Source organism: Paenibacillus sp. SSG-1 (assembly GCF_002224835.1).
Classification (GTDB): Bacteria; Bacillota; Bacilli; order Paenibacillales; family Paenibacillaceae; genus Paenibacillus_AQ; species Paenibacillus_AQ favisporus.
In genome coordinates, this window is the sequence record NZ_MBRK01000001.1 from 4066541 (window position 1) to 4084071 (window position 17531).

Annotated in this window: 16 protein-coding genes; 2 read left to right on the forward strand and 14 right to left on the reverse strand. The window is 51.7% G+C overall.

All coding sequences use genetic code 11. The features are described 5' to 3' along the window. The 12 genes from rsmH to BCV73_RS18950 all read right to left on the reverse strand — a co-directional run. The coding region (gene rsmH, locus BCV73_RS18895) for a 16S rRNA (cytosine(1402)-N(4))-methyltransferase RsmH (RefSeq protein ID WP_256992902.1) at positions 1-809 on the reverse strand (809 nt) is incomplete at its 3' end. A 20-nt stretch (positions 810-829) separates the two neighbouring features. Further along, complete coding sequence (gene mraZ / locus BCV73_RS18900; RefSeq protein ID WP_076169844.1) at positions 830-1267, reverse strand: division/cell wall cluster transcriptional repressor MraZ; 438 nt, start codon at positions 1265-1267, stop codon at positions 830-832. Between the two features lie 215 nt (positions 1268-1482). After that, entirely contained in the window at positions 1483-2754 is a 1272-nt protein-coding gene (locus tag BCV73_RS18905; RefSeq protein WP_089548192.1) for an adenosylhomocysteinase, read from the reverse strand. A gap of 27 nt (positions 2755-2781) precedes the next feature. Next, on the reverse strand, positions 2782-4413 hold the full coding sequence (bshC, locus tag BCV73_RS18910; RefSeq protein WP_089548193.1) for a bacillithiol biosynthesis cysteine-adding enzyme BshC: 1632 nt from the start codon (positions 4411-4413) through the stop codon (positions 2782-2784). A gap of 143 nt (positions 4414-4556) precedes the next feature. After that, entirely contained in the window at positions 4557-5486 is a 930-nt protein-coding gene (locus BCV73_RS18915) for an ABC transporter ATP-binding protein (RefSeq protein ID WP_076169841.1), read from the reverse strand. Further along, entirely contained in the window at positions 5483-6478 is a 996-nt protein-coding gene (locus BCV73_RS18920) for an ABC transporter ATP-binding protein (RefSeq protein ID WP_076169840.1), read from the reverse strand. Before BCV73_RS18920 ends, BCV73_RS18915 begins: the two co-directional genes overlap by 4 nt. Before the next feature lie 14 nt (positions 6479-6492). After that, complete coding sequence (locus tag BCV73_RS18925) at positions 6493-7440, reverse strand: ABC transporter permease (RefSeq protein WP_089548194.1); 948 nt, start codon at positions 7438-7440, stop codon at positions 6493-6495. A 2-nt stretch (positions 7441-7442) separates the two neighbouring features. Continuing rightward, positions 7443-8375 (reverse strand): ABC transporter permease, encoded by a 933-nt coding sequence (locus BCV73_RS18930; RefSeq protein ID WP_076169838.1) that lies wholly within the window; start codon positions 8373-8375, stop codon positions 7443-7445. Positions 8376-8609: 234 nt separating this feature from the next. Next, positions 8610-10283, reverse strand: coding sequence for a peptide ABC transporter substrate-binding protein (locus tag BCV73_RS18935; RefSeq protein WP_076169837.1), 1674 nt, complete (start codon positions 10281-10283; stop codon positions 8610-8612). 165 nt (positions 10284-10448) lie between these two features. Continuing rightward, positions 10449-10841 carry a DUF3397 domain-containing protein gene (locus tag BCV73_RS18940; RefSeq protein ID WP_076169836.1) on the reverse strand — a complete coding sequence of 131 codons (393 nt, stop codon included), beginning with the start codon at positions 10839-10841 and terminating at the stop codon, positions 10449-10451. Between the two features lie 6 nt (positions 10842-10847). Further along, on the reverse strand, positions 10848-11816 hold the full coding sequence (locus BCV73_RS18945; RefSeq protein ID WP_089548195.1) for a ketopantoate reductase family protein: 969 nt from the start codon (positions 11814-11816) through the stop codon (positions 10848-10850). A 153-nt stretch (positions 11817-11969) separates the two neighbouring features. Then, positions 11970-12620 (reverse strand): RsfA family transcriptional regulator, encoded by a 651-nt coding sequence (locus BCV73_RS18950; RefSeq protein WP_076169834.1) that lies wholly within the window; start codon positions 12618-12620, stop codon positions 11970-11972. Positions 12621-12949: 329 nt separating this feature from the next. Between BCV73_RS18950 and BCV73_RS18955 the strand changes: the two genes are divergently transcribed. Next, on the forward strand, positions 12950-13186 hold the full coding sequence (locus BCV73_RS18955; RefSeq protein ID WP_076169833.1) for a DUF2626 domain-containing protein: 237 nt from the start codon (positions 12950-12952) through the stop codon (positions 13184-13186). 219 nt (positions 13187-13405) lie between these two features. Further along, a complete protein-coding gene (locus BCV73_RS18960; RefSeq protein WP_089548196.1) occupies positions 13406-14506 on the forward strand; it encodes a coiled-coil domain-containing protein in 1101 nt (366 codons plus the stop codon). Between the two features lie 39 nt (positions 14507-14545). Here the strand turns inward: BCV73_RS18960 and BCV73_RS18965 are convergent, their stop codons facing one another. Further along, the gene (locus BCV73_RS18965) at positions 14546-15766 is read right to left on the reverse strand and encodes an extracellular solute-binding protein (protein ID WP_179232030.1); all 1221 of its coding nucleotides are present in this window, start codon (positions 15764-15766) and stop codon (positions 14546-14548) included. A 423-nt stretch (positions 15767-16189) separates the two neighbouring features. Then, positions 16190-17524, reverse strand: coding sequence for a PhoH family protein (locus tag BCV73_RS18970; RefSeq protein WP_089548198.1), 1335 nt, complete (start codon positions 17522-17524; stop codon positions 16190-16192). Positions 17525-17531 lie beyond the last annotated feature (7 nt).

Below are 17531 nucleotides of genomic sequence, written 5' to 3' on the forward strand. Positions count from 1 at the left end.
GGGCAGGTGCATTTGCCTACGTAGCTGTTCAAAATTTGCTTGCATATCCGGTCCTCCAGCGAATGGAACGTAATCACCGATACCCTTCCGCCGGGAGCAAGACAGCGCACCGCTTGATGCAGCGCTTCTTCAAAAGCGCCAAGCTCGTCGTTCACCGCGATCCGAAGGGCCTGGAAGCTTCGTTTGGCCGGATGACCGCCTGTTCTCCGCGCTGCCGCCGGAATGCCTTCTTTAATAATATCGACCAACTCGCCCGTTGTTTGAATGGCTTTCTGCGCTCTGCGCTCGCTGATCACTCTGGCAATCCGTCTTGAGAACTTTTCCTCCCCGTATTGGAACAAAATCCGGGCAATTTCCTGTTCAGGCCATTCGTTTACAATTTCGGCAGCCGTTAAAGACGCCGACTGATCCATCCGCATATCGAGCGGCGCATCGTAATTGTAGCTGAATCCCCGGTCCCCTTCGTCAAACTGGGGAGATGACACGCCCAGATCGAACAAAATGCCGTCCACCTGCGGAATGCCGTCCTTGCTCGGAACAGCCAGCTCCCGGAGGGTTTCCTCCAGATGCCGGAAATTCGTCTTGACCAGGGATACGCGGTCTGCGTACGGGGCCAGCCTTTCCTTTGCGTTATCGAGCGCCCAGTCATCCTGGTCCAACGCGATCAGCCTGCCGTATTCCCCCAGCTTGGACGCGATCAGGGAACTGTGCCCCGCACCCCCAAGCGTGCAATCGACATAAATGCCGTCTCTCTTCACGCGCAGCCCTTCTGTCGCTTCTTCTTTAAGCACCGTGATGTGATGAAACAAGCTGCAGCCCTCCAAACTCTCTACAAATCAAAATTCAAATCAACCAGCTTCTCAGCAATATCGTTAAACGTCTCTTCGGATTGCTGGAAGTATTCCTCCCAAGTATCCTTGCTCCAAATCTCCACCCGGTTCGATACGCCGAGCACCACGCATTCTTTCTCCAGCTTTGCGTATTGGCGGAGATTCCCCGGTAAATTTACCCTTCCCTGTTTATCCCATTCGCATTCCGTTGCACCCGAGAAAAAAAACCGGGTAAACGCACGCGCGTCGGATTTCATCAGGGACAGTGACTTCAGCTTTTGTTCCAAAATTTGCCATTCATTCATAGGATATACAAATAGGCATTGGTCCAAGCCCCGGGTGACCACAAATGAGGAGCCAAGCAGCTCGCGGAATTTGGCAGGGATGGTGACGCGGCCTTTATCGTCTAAGCTGTGTTGATATTCCCCCATAAACACCGTTCACTCACCCCTTTAACCCCAAATCCCCACTTTGCACCACTTTCCACCACTTAAGGATACTAGATTCGCCGGATAAAATCAAAATCCTGCCTTATCCACATGTTTTTTTGTGGATAATTCCATCCCCGTCCTGCGCGGAAAAACAGCAAAAACCCCCTGATTCGCGAAGAATCAAGGGGGTTTTCCACATGTGGATAACCACAATTTACCGATTATTCGTGGGTGGACCAGCTGTCCAAATACCGGATCTGCTCCTGGCTCAGCCGGTCGATCTGAATCCCCAGGCTTGCCAATTTATGGCGTGCGACCTGCTCGTCGATTTCGAGCGGCACATTCAGCACCTGAGCACCCAGGTTTTGATAGTTGTCATTCACGTATTTCAGAGACATCGCCTGGAGGGCGAACGTCATATCCATAATTTCCGCCGGATGCCCGTCTCCCGCCCCAAGATTGACAAGGCGGCCTTCGGCCAGAAGGTAAATTTTGCGGCCGTCCGTCAGCTTGTATTCTTCAATGTTGCGGCGCACGGTGCGTACCGACTCGGCTCGTGCCGCCAGCTCCGGTTTGTTGACTTCGACATCGAAGTGGCCGGCGTTCGACAGGATCGCCCCGTCCTTCATCACGTCGTAATGCTCACCGGTGATGACGTCCCGGTTGCCCGTCACGGTCACGAAGAAATCGCCGTGCTTCGCGGCTTCCAGCATCGGCATGACTTCAAAGCCGTCCATATGTGCTTCCACCGCGCGGATTGCATTGACTTCCGTCACGATAACTTTGGCGCCGAGTCCTTTGGCCCGCATCGCTACGCCTTTGCCGCACCATCCGTAGCCTACAACGACAACGGTTTTGCCGGCTACGACGAGGTTTGTCGTACGGTTGATCGCATCGAATACCGATTGTCCCGTACCGTAACGGTTATCGAATAAATACTTGCAGTAAGCGTCATTAACGGCCACCATCGGAAACTTCAGCAGCCCGTCTTTTTCCAAGGCCTTCAAGCGAATAATGCCCGTCGTTGTCTCTTCCGCGCCCCCGCGGATCGTCTCCAGCAGGTCCGGCCGTTCCGAGTGAAGGATCGTCACCAGGTCTCCACCGTCATCGATAATGAGGTTGGGTTTGGTCTCCAGCGCCCGGATCAGAAATTCCTTGTACTCCACCGGATCCGGATTGTATTTGGCCAGCACGGTCACACCGTCTTCCACAAGCGCCGCACAGACATCATCCTGTGTGGACAACGGGTTGCTGCCTGTGATCGTTACTTCCGCACCGCCGGCCTTTACCACTTTAGCCAGGTATGCCGTCTTGGCCTCCAAATGCAGCGAAATGGTGACCTTCAGCCCCTTAAACGGCTGCTCCGCTTCAAACTGCTTGCGGATTTCGTTTAACACCGGCATATGGGCCTCCACCCAATCGATTTTCAAATGGCCTTCCGGTGCCAGCGCCATATCCTTGACTACGCTGTTTTGCAGTGAAGATGAACTCATCTCATTGCCTCCCTATCCTCTTTTTGATTAACATTCGATAATGCGGTGCTCCGCCGTAAAATGATCCGAGGTGCGGATCAAATCATGAATCCATTCGAGGCCGTAGCGGTTTAAATAGTAGAAAATATTAAACACCCGTTCCTGCGGCTTGCCCAGCGGAAACAGGGAGACACCGATCCGGTCCCACTGCCGCAGCTCGGCTTCATGCTTCTTCTCCACCGCTTCGCGTGTTTTGCGTTCCAGATAAGAAATTTGCTCCAAAATTTTGCCCTTGTTTTTCTCGCTGAGCGGGATCAAACCGGACTGAATCGTACCCAGCTCGCGGATCAGCGGTTCGTACAGCTGCTCAAAAGCCCGGCGCGTCTCGGCGAATTTCGGCTCGATATGGAATTCCTCCTGGCTCGAAAGCCACTGCTGGCGGGCTTCTGCAAACCGGTGCTGAACATCCTGGAAGGTCACGCCGAACTTATCCATGTATTTCTGCAAGGCGCCTTCGATCAAGGTAAAGGACATGCGCGGCAGCAGGATCGGCATCCGGAGCCCAAGGATTTCGAAAGCCTGCTTCGTAATAGCCCAATAGGAAATTTCCCCTTGGCCAAGCACGGTACAAAGTACCGGGAACAGCGATTCCTGCATCATCGGGCGCGTCAGCACATTGTTGCTGAACCGCTCCGGATGAGTGCGAAGCTGCTCCAGCAGCTCACTCTGGCTTAAGCTGACGATCCCTTTGCGATCAGTGAACTTGCCATCCTGTTTATACAGCAGCAGACGGTTTCCTTCATATATATAGAACAAATTGGCCCCGCCGGCCGCAACTTCCGCCTGAAGCGAGTAGCCTTTGCTTCTAATACACGCCGCCGCCTGCTGATAAGCCTGTTCCAGCCCGTCGTTGCGCTCGATCATTTTTTCAAACACCGGAACTTCCAGCTTGCGCAGTTCAGGATCCGCCGAATCGAGCAGAATCAAGCCGTACTCGCCAAACAACCGGCCCAGCAGCTTGGCGAAAGCGTCGCTGAGATTATCCGACTGCTCCGACGCCTCATGGATCCATTTCAAAATCTCCGGCTTGTTTTCACTGTCCGGAAGCCATCTGCCCAGCTGGTCGAAGGACTGCTTCCATTCGTTTGGACCGATCGGAATCGCACTCACCGACGAGCGGGGTCCCGGCTTCGCTTCCATCTTGATTTTGGCGACCTTCAGCTCCGGTGTCATGACGTACGTATGGTTCACTTCATCGAAGTCATGGTCCTCACCCGCGATCCAGAATACGGGCACCACCGGCCGGTTGAATTTCTTGGCCGCTTCTTGCGCCGACTGGATTATGGTCATGGCTTTATAGATCACCAGCAGCGAACCGGTAAACAATCCGCTCTGCTGTCCCCCCACCACGGCCAGCGTTCCTTCCTTCGCCAGCAAATCCAGTGCATTATGTACCGCCTGATGGTTATTGTGCCGGCTGTTATACCGCCGTAAAACTTCTGCCAATTCGCCCCGGTTTACCCGGACGGACTCCGATTGGTCAAGCCATTCCACACGTTTCAGCCAGCTTGCTTCATCGCGAAAATCTTCACCGTATAAAGGCTGTACTTCGCTAAAACGGTTTATATAATCATCTGCAAGAGCCGAACCGCTCTTGAGTGAGTCGGAAACCACATTCATGGGTATGCCTCCTATTCTGTGCCCAATCACTTCCGTGCTTACTTTATACTACCGCAATCTTTCTTGATTGTAACCAATGTTGTTGTATCCGTCAAAGCAAACAAAAAACCGCCGGGATCACCCGGCGGTAAAGCTGTCATAGCTTAGGCATATGGAGCAGCGACCCAATGGCCTTTGGAAACTTCCACAAGTCTCGTGTCTTCCTGATCCGCTGCATCTCCGCCTTTGGCGGAGTGAATCGGACCCGACTTTTCGTCATTCATCAAGATCCGCTTCTTGTTCTCCTCCACTTCGGGATCCGGGATCGGAATCGCCGAGAGGAGCGTTTTTGTATACGGGTGAATCGGATTGGCGTACAGTTCCTCACTGTCGGCCAGCTCTACCATTTTGCCCAGGTACATCACCGCTACGCGGTCACTGATATGCTTGACCATCGACAGGTCATGGGCAATGAACAGATAGGTCAGCCCAAGCCGGTCCTGCAAATCCTTCAGCAGGTTGACGACCTGTGCCTGAATGGACACGTCCAGCGCCGAGATCGGCTCGTCGCAAATAATGAACTTCGGATTGACGGCAAGCGCACGGGCAATCCCGATCCGCTGCCGCTGACCGCCGGAGAACTCATGTGGATAACGAGTGGCATGGTCCGGATTCAGACCGACCATATCCAGCAATTCCTCCACGCGCTTCTTCCGCTCTTTGCGGCTGCCGGCCAGGTTGTGGATATCCAGCGCTTCGCCGATAATGTCCGACACGGTAAACCGCGGGTTCAAGGAAGCGTATGGATCCTGGAAAATCATCTGCATGTCGCGGCGCATCGCTTTCATCTTGGAAGGCGACAGCTTGTAAATATCCGTTCCGTTAAACTTGACGCTGCCGGCAGTCGGCTCGTACAGGCGGAGAATCGTACGGCCCGCGGTCGACTTGCCGCAGCCCGATTCGCCCACCATGCCGAGCGTTTCGCCTTCGCGGATGAAAAAGTTAATGTTGTCCACGGCTTTGACGATCTTGCCGCCGCCGACGTTAAAGTATTTCTTGAGGCCTTCGACTTCGATCAAATGGTTCTCTTTCATGACGATTGAACCTCCTTGGCCATCGGATGAAGATTCCAGCAGCGCGCCATTTGGGTGTCGCTGAATACCGTCGCTCCCGGATTGATCCGTTCGCATACTTTCATCGCTTCATCGCAGCGGGCGCAGAACGCGCAGCCGACCGGCGGTTTAATCAGGTCCGGCGGCGTACCGATAATCGGAATCAGCGGTTCGCCCTTCTTCTGGTCAAGACGCGGCATCGAACGCAGCAGGCCTTTTGTGTACGGGTGCTGCGGGTTTTTAAAAATCTCCCACTTCGTCCCCGTCTCTACCACTTCACCGGCGTACATGACGATAACGCGGTCACACATGCCGGCAACGACGCCGAGGTCATGCGTAATCAGGATAATGGAAGTTCCGAGCTTCTGCTGCATTTCCTTCATGACGTCCATGATCTGCGCCTGGATCGTCACGTCCAGCGCTGTCGTCGGTTCGTCGGCGATCAGGAGCGCCGGGCGGCACGCCAAGGCGATTGCAATCATGACGCGCTGGCGCATCCCGCCGGAGAATTCGTGCGGGTATTGATTGAAGCGTTCTTCCGGGTTCTTGATGCCGACAAGTCTCAGCATTTCCAGACCGCGCTCTTTCGCTTCCGCGGAGGACAGCTTTTGATGCTTGATCAGAACCTCGGTAATTTGCTTGCCGACCTTAATCGTCGGATTCAGGGAAGTCATCGGATCCTGGAAAATCATGCCGATGTCTTTCCCGCGGATCGCTTCCATTTCTTTATTGGTTTTCTTCAGAATATCTTCGCCCTGGAAAATAATCTGGCCGCTCTTGATGTCAGAAGGAGGAGACGGGATCAAGCGCATGATCGTCTGCGCGGTCACACTCTTACCACTGCCGGACTCACCGACGATCGCCACCGTTTCTCCTCTGCCTATTTCAAAATTCATGCCGCGGACGGCTTTGACTTCGCCGCCTTTGACGTGAAAGGATACATGCAGGTCTTTTACTTGTAAAATCGGCTCCATGATCTCACCTCCTGTTATTTCAATTTCGGATCGAGCGCATCGCGGAGGCCATCACCGAAAATGTTAAATGCGAGCATTGTCAAACTGATCAGAATGGCCGGGAACAGCATCCGCCAAGGATAGTACATCCAGCCGGTCAGTGCGTCGTTGACCATCGAACCGAGCGAAGCGATCGGTGCCCGGACACCGAGACCGAGGAAGCTAAGGAAGGCTTCCGAGAAAATCGCGTTCGGTACCGACAGCGTCAAGGTGACGATGATCGGACCAACCGCATTCGGCAGCAGGTGGCGGAACAGCAGCCGGCCGGAGCCTGCTCCCATGGAGCGGGATGCCAGAACGTATTCCCTGTTCTTCAGCTGCATGATTTCACCGCGGACGATCCACGACATGTTAATCCAGCCGGTAATGGTCAGCGCCAGAATAATCGTTCCGATACTCGGCTCAAAGACGACGAGCAGCAGAATCGTAACCAGCATATAAGGAATGGAATACAAAATTTCGGAAAACTTGTTCATGATGGCGTCGACGCGTCCACCAAAATACCCCATGATGCCGCCGTAAATGACACCGATCAAAAGGTCAATGAGTGCGGCAGCCAGACCGACGACCAAGGAAATACGGGCGCCCATCCACGTCCGGACGAACATATCGCGGCCCAAGTCGTCGGTGCCGAACCAGTGCTCCTTGGAAGGAGGCTGATTCGTGGCCAGCAAATCGTTGGTTGCCGAATCGAATTTCGAAATGATCGGCCCGATAATCGCAGCCAGAATGATCAAGATGAGAACGACCAAGCTCGCCATGGCGAGTTTATTTTTACGTAGACGCTGCCACGCGTCTCTCCACGCCGAAATACTTTCCCGCTGAATAATTTCAGCCTCTTTCTCATCGGTACCGATTTTCCGGAAGTCTTCGGGCGTCAGCTCTACGTTGTTATTCATCAAGGTTGGATCCTGTACAGCCATCGTTAGCCCTCCTTCCCGCCGGTTAATTTAATGCGCGGATCAACCAGCACGTATACGATATCGGTGATGAAACGGGCCAGCATCAGCAGAACGCCGTAGAAAATCGTCACACCCATAATCATCGTGTAATCCCGGTTGGTAATACATTCGACGAACACTTTACCAATCCCGCCGATCCCGAAAATCTGCTCGATAACGACGGAACCCGTAATGACATTGGCGGTCATCGGTCCGATATAAGTAACCACCGGCAAAATGCCGTTACGGATCACGTGCTTGAACATAATGGTCATCCAGTTGAGGCCTTTGGCCTTGGCTGTCTTGATGTAATCCGCATGCAGCACTTCGAGCATGCTCGAGCGCGTCAAGCGGGCGATAAAGGCAATCGGCTGCGCCGACAACGCGGCGACCGGCAGAACGTAGTCAAGCGGGCCGTCAAAGCCCATGACGTTGAACCAGCCCAGCTTCTGCGCAAACAGATACTGGATCAGCGATGCCAGCACGAAGCTCGGAACGGCGATGCCCAGCACCGCCAGCACCATAGCGATATTATCAATAAGCTTTCGGTGGTACAGCGCGGCGAGCATGCCGAGGAGCACACCGACAATTACGGAAATAACGATGGCGAAGATACCCAGTTTCAGGGATGCAGAGAAGGTCTGCAGAATAATGCCCCCTACCTCCTGGTTCTGATGCTTCATGGAAATCCCCAGGTCACCTGTTGCAATATCCCCCAAGTATTTGAAGTATTGCTGATATACCGGCTTGTCCAATCCATACTGTTCCATCAGCCGGGCTTGGATTTCAGGCGGTACATTTTTCTCGGACATAAAAGGGTTACCAGGAATGGCCTTCATCAGAAAAAATGTAGCCGATATCAAAATAAAGAGCGATACCAGCATATAGAAAAACTTGCTCAGTACGTAACGTACCATGTCCGATTTACCCTCCCCGCTAAACTTCATATAACATGGCACCAACCATCGCGGACCATATTTTAATTTTAAAGAATGCCGAATCTATTTGTCCATGCTATATATTTCAAATTGAAGAAATCCTTGGTAAAGATATATACTAAGCAAAAAAAACGGGATATATATGGAAGCTCCACACATATATCCCGAACAGTATTTATCAAGCTAAGCTGCTTTTGTTAGACCATTCGAAATTTATTCGAAATAAGCTCTTGTAAAGTCTACTTGACCGGCATAGTCAATAACAACGCCTTTAAGATTCGGTTTGATCAAGGCAACGTTTGTATAGTAGTAAATTGGCAGCACGACCTGCTGATCTTTAATAATCATCGTTTCAGCCTTTTTAAAATCTTCCATACGTTTTGCTGTGTCAGGTGTAGAGAATGCGTCTTTGATCAAAGCATCATACTCTTTGTTTTTGAAGCCGGAATCGTTGTTGCCGCTGGTCGAAGTCCACAGATCGAAGAAAGTCATCGGATCGTTGTAGTCCGGGCTCCAGCCGGCACGTGCGATTTGGTAGTTCAGGTTTTGACGGTTCTTGAGGAACACGCCCCATTCTTGGTTTTCGGTTTTCACTTCAACGCCAAGATTTTTCTTCCACATATCTGCAATGGCAAGCGCAATTTTCTTATGCTTGTCATCGGAGTTGTAGATCAAAGTGATCGGAGGAAGCGTCGTGTATCCTTCTTCCTGCATGCCTTCAGCAAGCAGCTTCTTGGCTTCTTCCATATCTTCGGTGAAGAAATCGTCCTTGAACTCGGTACGGTATTCACCCTTGTCACCGGAAATGCCTGGCGGCACGAATCCGAACGCAGGGGTTTCTTCACTCATCGTTACTTTATCGACGATATCCTGACGGCTGATGGCCATCGAGAACGCCTTACGGATTTTTACGTTGTCAAACGGTTTCGCTGTTGTGTTGAACACGTAGTAGTAAATGCTGCCGATCGGTTTCAAATCGAGCTCGTCCTTCAGCTCGTTCTTCACTGCAGGCATTTGGTCCGTAGGAATCGTTCCGTTCGGGTTACCTGCATAGTCAAGCTGGCCAGCCTTATAGCTGGACAGTTCCGTTGCACTGCTATTGGACAGCGACATCGTAACTTTGGTCAGCTTGATGTTCTGGTTATCCCAGTAGTTTGCGTTTTTGGTCACTTCGATCTTCTGACCGGTTGTCCAAGTTGTGAGCGTGAATGGTCCGTTCGTTACCATCAGCTTCGGATCGGTTGCCCATTTGGCGTTGTCTTTCACCGATTGATGCACCGGATAGAACGTGTAGAACGAAGTCAGACCCAGGAAATAAGGAGTCGGATTGTTCAGGGTTACTTCCAGTGTGTTGTCATCTGTCGCTTTTACGCCAACTTGGTTAAAGTCGGTAATTTTTTTGCTGTTGTAGTCTTCTGCGCCTTTAATGTAATAAAGCTGATATGCATAAGGCGGTGCTGGGCTTGTAGCCGGATTCAAAACCCGCTCCCAAGCGAAGACGAAGTCTTTTGCCGTTACAGGGTCGCCGTTGCTCCACTTCGCGTCTTTACGCAGATGGAACACGTACTTCAGACCGTCGGAGGAAACATCCCACTTCTCGGCCACACCCGGAATCGGGTTGTTATCCTTGTCAATACGCACAAGGCCTTCGTACATCATTTTCAGTACGGTGTTAGCTTGAGTGTCCTGGGCTTGCGCCGGGTCAAACGTTGGCGGCTCAGCGCTCAGGTTAATGTGAAGTACTTGTTCTTTAGCAGCCGACGAACTTCCTTTGTCGCCGCCGCTAGCCGTGCTTCCGCCATTGTCATTCTTGGAACCGCACCCAGCAAGTACAGTGCCAACAACGAGGATCAGCGTCAGAAGCATGAGCAGGCTTTTCCTTTTCATTAACTGTTCCCCCTAAAGGTAAATTAATTATGTGTATGGTAAGAAATTATACAACCAGTGGTCAAAAAAATCTACACAGAAAAACATGAAAATTTTACTTTCTTGTGACAAACGGCCAAAAACAAGGGTTTTTCCAGTCATTTTGTTGATTAAAATTGTAAAATATTAGGCCCCAGTCTGTATTATGTATTTAAAAATACCGATTAATGTAAAGATGATGTAGCTTGCACTCATGAGCATAAAGGACATTCTCCATACGACTTTGGCGATTTTCCTGGCATCAATCCTGCCTTTGAGCCGGTTCTGCGCCCCGCCGATCAACCCCACCGCGATGAGCATGAACAAGAGGATCAAATAAAAGCCGAACCGGGTATGGAACGTATTGTTGAACAGCGCCGCAACGGAAAAGATCAAAAACAATGTAGTGACGTCCATGGCCAGCAGCAGCGCGCGGTTTCTGCTGTTTTTCCGCCAGTAATATCCTCCTAAATACACGAGCAAAAACGGGAAAAACGGAAGGATGCTCAAAAAAATAAATGAATTTCTCAAGAAATCCAAGATTCCTCACTCCTCCTCTGCGATTATTCCTTCGATGAGCCGGGTCACCAGCTCGTTGACAGGAGCCTGAACCCCCGCCTTCCGCGCCATGTCCGCGATGCTTCCATTAATCCAGCCGATTTCCGTCGGCGAACCGGCAAGCACATCCTTCAGCATGGACGAGGTGTTCCCGGAAGTCGCTCTGCACACATTCAATATTTGATCCCACATGTCTTCTTCATACCGGATTCCGCATGCGTCGTAAACGGCCAGCGTCTCTTCATACAATTCCTTCATCAGCTTCAACCTCGCCGGACTTTTCAACAGCTCACCGTTCGGAATCCTCCAGAGTGCGGTCAGCGGATTGATCACCGCGTTGATCAGCAATTTACGAAACATCATGTTATCGATGTCATTCGACAATACCGGGTAAAATCCTGCTTGTTTCAGGGCTTGAACAAGATTTAACCACCGGCCGCCAATCTCCCTGGAGACATGCCCAATACCGCTCTCGCCGATCACCGTATCCCCGGATCCCGCATGAAACACTTCTGTATACGATGTTCTCTTTGCACCTTCAGTCGTCACCGCAGCCAGCATAGTCCATCCGGGCAGAATCGCCTTCAGCCTGTCCATATGCCCGTAGCCGTTTTGAAAACAAACGACGACCGGCCGGCTGGATCCTTGCGGAAGCCTGACTTGTGATAAATAGCGGCATAGCGCCTCCGTATCCTTTTGTTTGGTCATCACAAGCACATAATCTCCCGGCTTCGTCTCCCAAGCTTGTCCGAGCTGTTCGACCGTATCGGATTGAAAATGCGCGGGGTCCACCTTTAATCCGCTCTCACCGTCTTTGGCGATATGAATACCGGAATGACGGAGCTCCTCCGCCTGCCCGGCGCTGCGGCTCCAGATCCGCACCCGGCTGCCGGACCCGGCCAATTTTCCCCCAAACAGCAGTCCGAGCGATCCCGCGCCCACAATATCGATCAGCATTAGCCTGCCCTCCGTGTCTAATGGTTACTATCCGTGTCCCTATTATAGCGCATCCGGCATCACATAAGGCTTACACGCACGAAAAAACCCGTTCGGTCTGCGCAAACTTCACGCATCCGCACGGGATCTGTATTGCATCGTTGCGTATGACTTTTACTCAATTCGCTCCAGATTGCCGTTGGCATCCATCTTGAACCGCGACTTCAGCTCCTCGTCCTCTTCGTTCAAAAAGGCAAGCCTCCGTGCACGGTCCATAATTTGAATAAGCGCTTTGTAGTCGTCATTAACGACCCTGTAATCGGTTTGGACTTCACTGACTTCCCTGGAGAGCCGCTCGTTGACCCTTCTCAAATTGTTCAGCTCTTCTTCCTTTTCACGGAGCTCCTTCTCCAGCATTTTCAGCTGGCGTCCGTTTTCCTGGAGGCTCCCTTTCCACTGCTTCAAAAAGCGGATGACCGCATCGATGGAGAGTGTCTCTTCACTGGCTCCCTCCATTTTGTAATAACCCGCCTCAGCTTCGGACAGACCTAAACCGGCCACCTGGATCCCCGAATTTGCCGGCTGCTTCTTATAGTAGCTCCGTTTCTGGCGCTGCGTCTTGGCCAGGCTGATTGCTTCCTCATACTTTTTACGGACACAGCTGTTCCATCGGAATCCGCAGGCTGCCGCCGTCCTTCCGATTTTTTCGCCTACTTCCTCAAAAGCGGCCAGCTGAGTGCTTCCTTCCCGGATATGCCTTAAGGTTACTTCCGCCAAAATAAGGTCATCCTCGCTGCTCCATGCATCTTGTCTAACTGCTGTCATGCAACAAAACCCTCCTAACAACATCCTAAAATAACCCGTCTCCATAACCGGATTGTTCACCGGGTACTGAATAAGGTATAACAGCTGCTTATTTTCATTTCTATGCTTCTCATAGAGTTCATAGAATCTATTTGATACTAAATTGTATTGCCAATTTGCAAAGTGCTCATACCCTCATATTGGAAATTTGCCGATGCATGGCGATGTATACTTTGTCATCATGGGACCACAATAATAAAAAGCAACTTTTTCGTTTACACAATTTTGGGTTAACGATATAATGATACGTAGCTTAGCTATGACCGTACATAAGGAGAGGGGGATATAACGTGGCACGCATGTTTCGAGTACTCGGGTTCTTTACGCTCGCAATCGGGCTTATGGCATATGCCGGCAACATGGTCGAGATGGCTCTGTTGTTCTTCGTACAGACCGCATTTTTCGTCATCTTGGGGTATCTGAAATTTACGGAGAGAACTTACATTCTTCTCTTCTGGGGCTATATGATCGTGACGTTTACCGGTTTCAGCTATTGGACAGTATTCAAAATGGGCTTACCGCTTTAATCCGATCATTAGAGAACCCAAAGGAAAGCGATCCGACATCCAATGCCGGGTCGCTTTTTTCGCTTTTGCCGACTTTTATCGGGGGCACCTGCATAAATCTGTATCTGCCTGCTGGGGTTATTGGGCTTGCCAAATCTGACAGGCTCCAAGAGAGATGATATTTTTTACCGTTGAATCATATATTTACAATGGACAACCATGGGGGAGGGATCAAATCCATTGAAGCCTTACAATCGACGCCTGCGAATCCTCTGCCTGCTTCTGCCGATGCTCTGCCTGTCGCTGCTCCGCCCCGTACCAGAACTTCGGGCCGACCCGTCCGCCGGCGCCAGCACAGACGACCGAGAAATATTGCAGAACAGCCTGTCTGTTGTGGAAATCGACCGGGAGATTGAGCGGATCACCGCGCAGCAGGAGACCATCCAGCAGGAGCTGAACAAGCTGTCCGGGCAGCTGGAAGACAAGCTGCTTCAGATCCAGGATCAGCAGAGCCGCGCGGGAGCCGTCATTCGTTCTTATTACATGGGGGAAAGGGAAGGCCTGCTCGTTGCCGTGCTGTCCGCCAAAGATTTGGGCAGCCTCATTCATATGTATGATGTCTACGATATGATCATGGAGCATGACCGCACGGTTCTTGATGCGTATCAATCGGAGTATAAGGAGATTAAAAACACGAAGCTGGCCATGGAGAAAAAGACGGCCGATCTGGAAGAAATGAAGTCCAATCTCATTGAGCAGCGGGCAAGGGTATCGGCCCTGCAGCAAAAGGTCGATCAGGGAATCGCCTCCAGCAGCGATCCGGAAGCGCTCAAGAACATGATTGAGGAATTTACGCTTTATTGGGAAAATGTCGGGCTTAACGAGGTAAAAACCTATTTTGACGCGCTCGCCTCAGCCATGAACGACCTCCCGGAGTTTATTCAGAATCAGGACGGAGCGATCCGCACCAACGGAACGACCTATAATATCGACATCAAGGAGGACGATCTGAACGCTTTCCTCCGCTCCAAAAACGATCTGTTCAAACAGTTTGCCTTCCACTTTGGCGAAGACGAGATTACGGCCTCCGGCCAAAGCGGCACGCTGTCCCTCGAAGTTCAGGGCCACTACAGCGTCGAGGAGCAGCCGCAGAACTCCATCATGTTCCATGTGGATAAGCTCGTATTTAACGGCTATGAACTGCCCGATACGACATGCCGCCAAATGGAGGAAGAGTTCGATTTGGGATTTTATCCGCAGCAAATCGTCTCCTTCGTAAAGGCGACCGAGGTGAAAAGTACGGATAAAAACCTCCATGTTACGCTTAAGCTGTCCATGTAACACAAAAAAGCCGGAGACGAACTGCCCGCGAGTATCGGATCAGCTTCCTCCGGCTTCCCCTCTAACAGCCTCAACGTAATCTGCGGCCGCAGATTTGCCTGTAATATAATCGCCTGATGCTTTGACAAACACATCCCATTTCGCCTGCAGCCTGCCTGTGTCCTTATCGGTACCTGCCGTCTGAAGCAGGGAGTTGAGATGGAACGGCAGTCCGGCCGGATTGAATACCGTATCGTCGTACAGGCTCTTCAGCGCCGGAAGTTTACCCGTAGCCTGGTACCATTCCTGCTGAACGACTGCCGAGCTCATATACGCGATCCATTCGGCCGCTTCCTTGGCATGCTGCGATCCCGCCGATACGGCGTAGCTTCGGCTGCGCAGGAGCGACGGATAGATGGCGTACAGCTGCTCGGGCATCCGCAGTTCCGTATTTGCTGTCTGGGACTTTGCCGCTTCCGAAACGGCGGAAATGGTTAGCGGAAGCTGGGCTCCGTCAGCGCCTTGCTCGGTCTGATCGATTTGCATGAATGCGCGTGCCTTGTCGATCCATTCCAGGGATGCCTGGCTCGGGCTTAACGGATCGGTGCCCAGTGCTCCCATCAAAGCTGCAGCATCATAGCCGTCCCCGGACGAAATCTCAAGCAGCTGCTGATGTCCTCGGTTCTTCGCTTTGCTCAGCAGCTCTTTCCAACTGCTAATACCGCCTGGAATATCCGTCACTCCAAGCGAATTCAGCTCTTTCATATTCCATGCCAGCACATAAGGATCCATGTCGGCGGGCGTTCCCCACTGGTAGCCGTTCCATTCCACCTCTTGCAGCAGCGGGTTGATGGTATCACTATCCGCACGATTGCTTGTATAGAATTCGACTGGCAGCAGGTAGCCTCGGGAAGCCATCGGGCGGACCCACGAGCTGTTGATGAGCATGACATCGGGGCCTTCCCCTACGGCCAAAGCGGACGTCAGCTGAAGGTACGCATCGGCATCCGGGATGTTGTTCAATTCCACCGTGGCCCCGGTATCGGTGACATATGTATGATTCAGCTCCTCGAGCTGCTTAAAATCCTCATCGCTCAGGTGCACGGTGACCCGGATGGGAGATTGGGACGTTCGCTCTTGTGTGGAAGGCTGCGGAAACAGAGACGCGTCATCTTCCTCTTCATGACCCGATGGGGTCTGCGATAAATCCTGCCCCTGGGATAAAGCGGTTAAAGAGAGCAGCAAAATGGCAAACAGAAGCCAGTAATTTTTCCGCCTCAAGTCTCTAGGCCTCCCTTCACAATACTTATACAATATTTTAGCAAATTCATAGGGCGCTTGTCCTATTTTTTTCTGGAAATGTTTAACGGACGGGCAAGAAATAAGCCGATGAGCCACACCTTGAGGCTAACTACGAATCTACGCCTGCGAATGTCCTTATTGTAATTCGAGTATATTTGATCCGGTGCCTGAAATTGTTAAAACTAAAGAAAGACGTCTATCGACATATCTTCTAAGAAGACTGACCGCTTTAAGTGGAAATTTCCTTACGAGATCAAGAAGTGGAGGCTCTGAAACTGATACGTTCTGATCTCCTCTAAAAAAGCCCCCAGCCGGTTCCAATGAACCGGACAAGGGGGACTTCTTTTTATGTGCTGGCAGGTGGTGGCATCATTTCTCGGGAAATAGTACCAGCTTATGAAATCACAGCAGATCGGCTGCGAGCTGGGCCAGCTTGGAGCGCTCGCCCTTTTCCAAGGTAATGTGCCCGCTGATCCCTTCCTGCTTGAATTTCTCCACGATATATGACAGGCCGTTGCTCGATGCATCCAGATACGGGTGATCGATTTGCTCGGGGTCCCCCATCAGAATAATCTTGCTTCCCTCCCCTACCCTGGAAACGATCGTTTTTACTTCGTGGCGGGACAGGTTCTGGGCTTCGTCCACGATGATAAACTGGCCGGGGATGGAGCGTCCGCGGATATACGTGAGCGCCTCGACCTGAATGCTGCCCAGACCCATTAATATTTTATCGATATCGCCCGACTTTTTCGTATCAAACAAAAACTCCAGGTTGTCGTAAATCGGCTGCATCCACGGACGGAGCTTCTCTTCTTTCTCACCGGGCAAATAACCGATATCCTTGCCCATCGGAACGACCGGCCTTGCGATCAGCAGCTTTTTGTACTTATGCTCATCTTCGACCTTCATCAGCCCGGCTGCCAAGGCAAGCAGCGTTTTGCCCGTACCGGCCTTTCCGGTAATCGTTACGATCGGAATATCGTCGTTCAGCAGCAGCTCCAGCGCCATGCGCTGTTGTGCGTTGCGTGCGCTGATTCCCCATACGGACTCATTGCTCAAAAAGAGCGGCTCCAGCCGGAGCGCATCCGTATTCACCTTCAGCAAGGCCGATTTCGTGCTCCCCATCTCGTCCTTTAGGATGACGAATTCATGCGGATACAGCGGATATGGCAGCTGCAGCGGCTTGATGGACAAAAAACGGTACGAATAAAACTCGTCGATGATGGAAGGATGCACCTTAAGCGTAGAATATCCGGTATACAGATCTCCGGGACCTACGGTGCGGTCGGATAAGTAATCCTGGGTCACCAGACCAAGCACGTCCGCCTTGATGCGAACAAGCACGTCCTTGCTTACCAGCACTACCGACGTCGGGTCCTCCTTGCCCTGCTCCTCCAGATGATAATTTAAGGCGACTGCCAAAATGCGGTTATCATTGGACATTTCGCCGAACATTTCTTGTACTTTCACAAAACTGCGGTGATTCAGCTCCACTTTCAGGCTGCCTTTGTTTTCCAAAAGCACCCCGCTGTGCAAATGGCCGCCGTTTTCCCTCAATCCGTCCAGCAGGCGGGACACCGTCCGCGCATTTCTCCCGATTTCGTCGGCATTCCGTTTCTTGGAGTCTATTTCTTCCAGTACGACGGCCGGAATCACGATTTCATGTTCATCAAACGCAAATATCGCCCGGGGATCATGCAGCAGCACATTGGTATCCAGTACAAATATCTTTCTCATACTTTCT

Excerpts from the sequence above, each read along its gene's own strand:
- BCV73_RS18925 (WP_089548194.1), bottom strand. The coding sequence starts at position 7,440 with ATGGCTGTACAGGATCCAACCTTGATGAATAACAACGTAGAGCTGACG.
- BCV73_RS18945 (WP_089548195.1), bottom strand. The coding sequence starts at position 11,816 with ATGCTGATCGATATTGTGGGCGCGGGATCGCTCGGACTGCTGTTTGGG.
- BCV73_RS18935 (WP_076169837.1), bottom strand. The coding sequence starts at position 10,283 with ATGAAAAGGAAAAGCCTGCTCATGCTTCTGACGCTGATCCTCGTTGTT.
- BCV73_RS18915 (WP_076169841.1), bottom strand. The coding sequence starts at position 5,486 with ATGAAAGAGAACCATTTGATCGAAGTCGAAGGCCTCAAGAAATACTTT.
- BCV73_RS18950 (WP_076169834.1), bottom strand. The coding sequence starts at position 12,620 with ATGACAGCAGTTAGACAAGATGCATGGAGCAGCGAGGATGACCTTATT.
- BCV73_RS18920 (WP_076169840.1), bottom strand. The coding sequence starts at position 6,478 with ATGGAGCCGATTTTACAAGTAAAAGACCTGCATGTATCCTTTCACGTC.
- bshC (WP_089548193.1), bottom strand. The coding sequence starts at position 4,413 with ATGAATGTGGTTTCCGACTCACTCAAGAGCGGTTCGGCTCTTGCAGAT.
- BCV73_RS18930 (WP_076169838.1), bottom strand. The coding sequence starts at position 8,375 with ATGGTACGTTACGTACTGAGCAAGTTTTTCTATATGCTGGTATCGCTC.
- BCV73_RS18970 (WP_089548198.1), bottom strand. The coding sequence starts at position 17,524 with ATGAGAAAGATATTTGTACTGGATACCAATGTGCTGCTGCATGATCCC.
- BCV73_RS18905 (WP_089548192.1), bottom strand. The coding sequence starts at position 2,754 with ATGAGTTCATCTTCACTGCAAAACAGCGTAGTCAAGGATATGGCGCTG.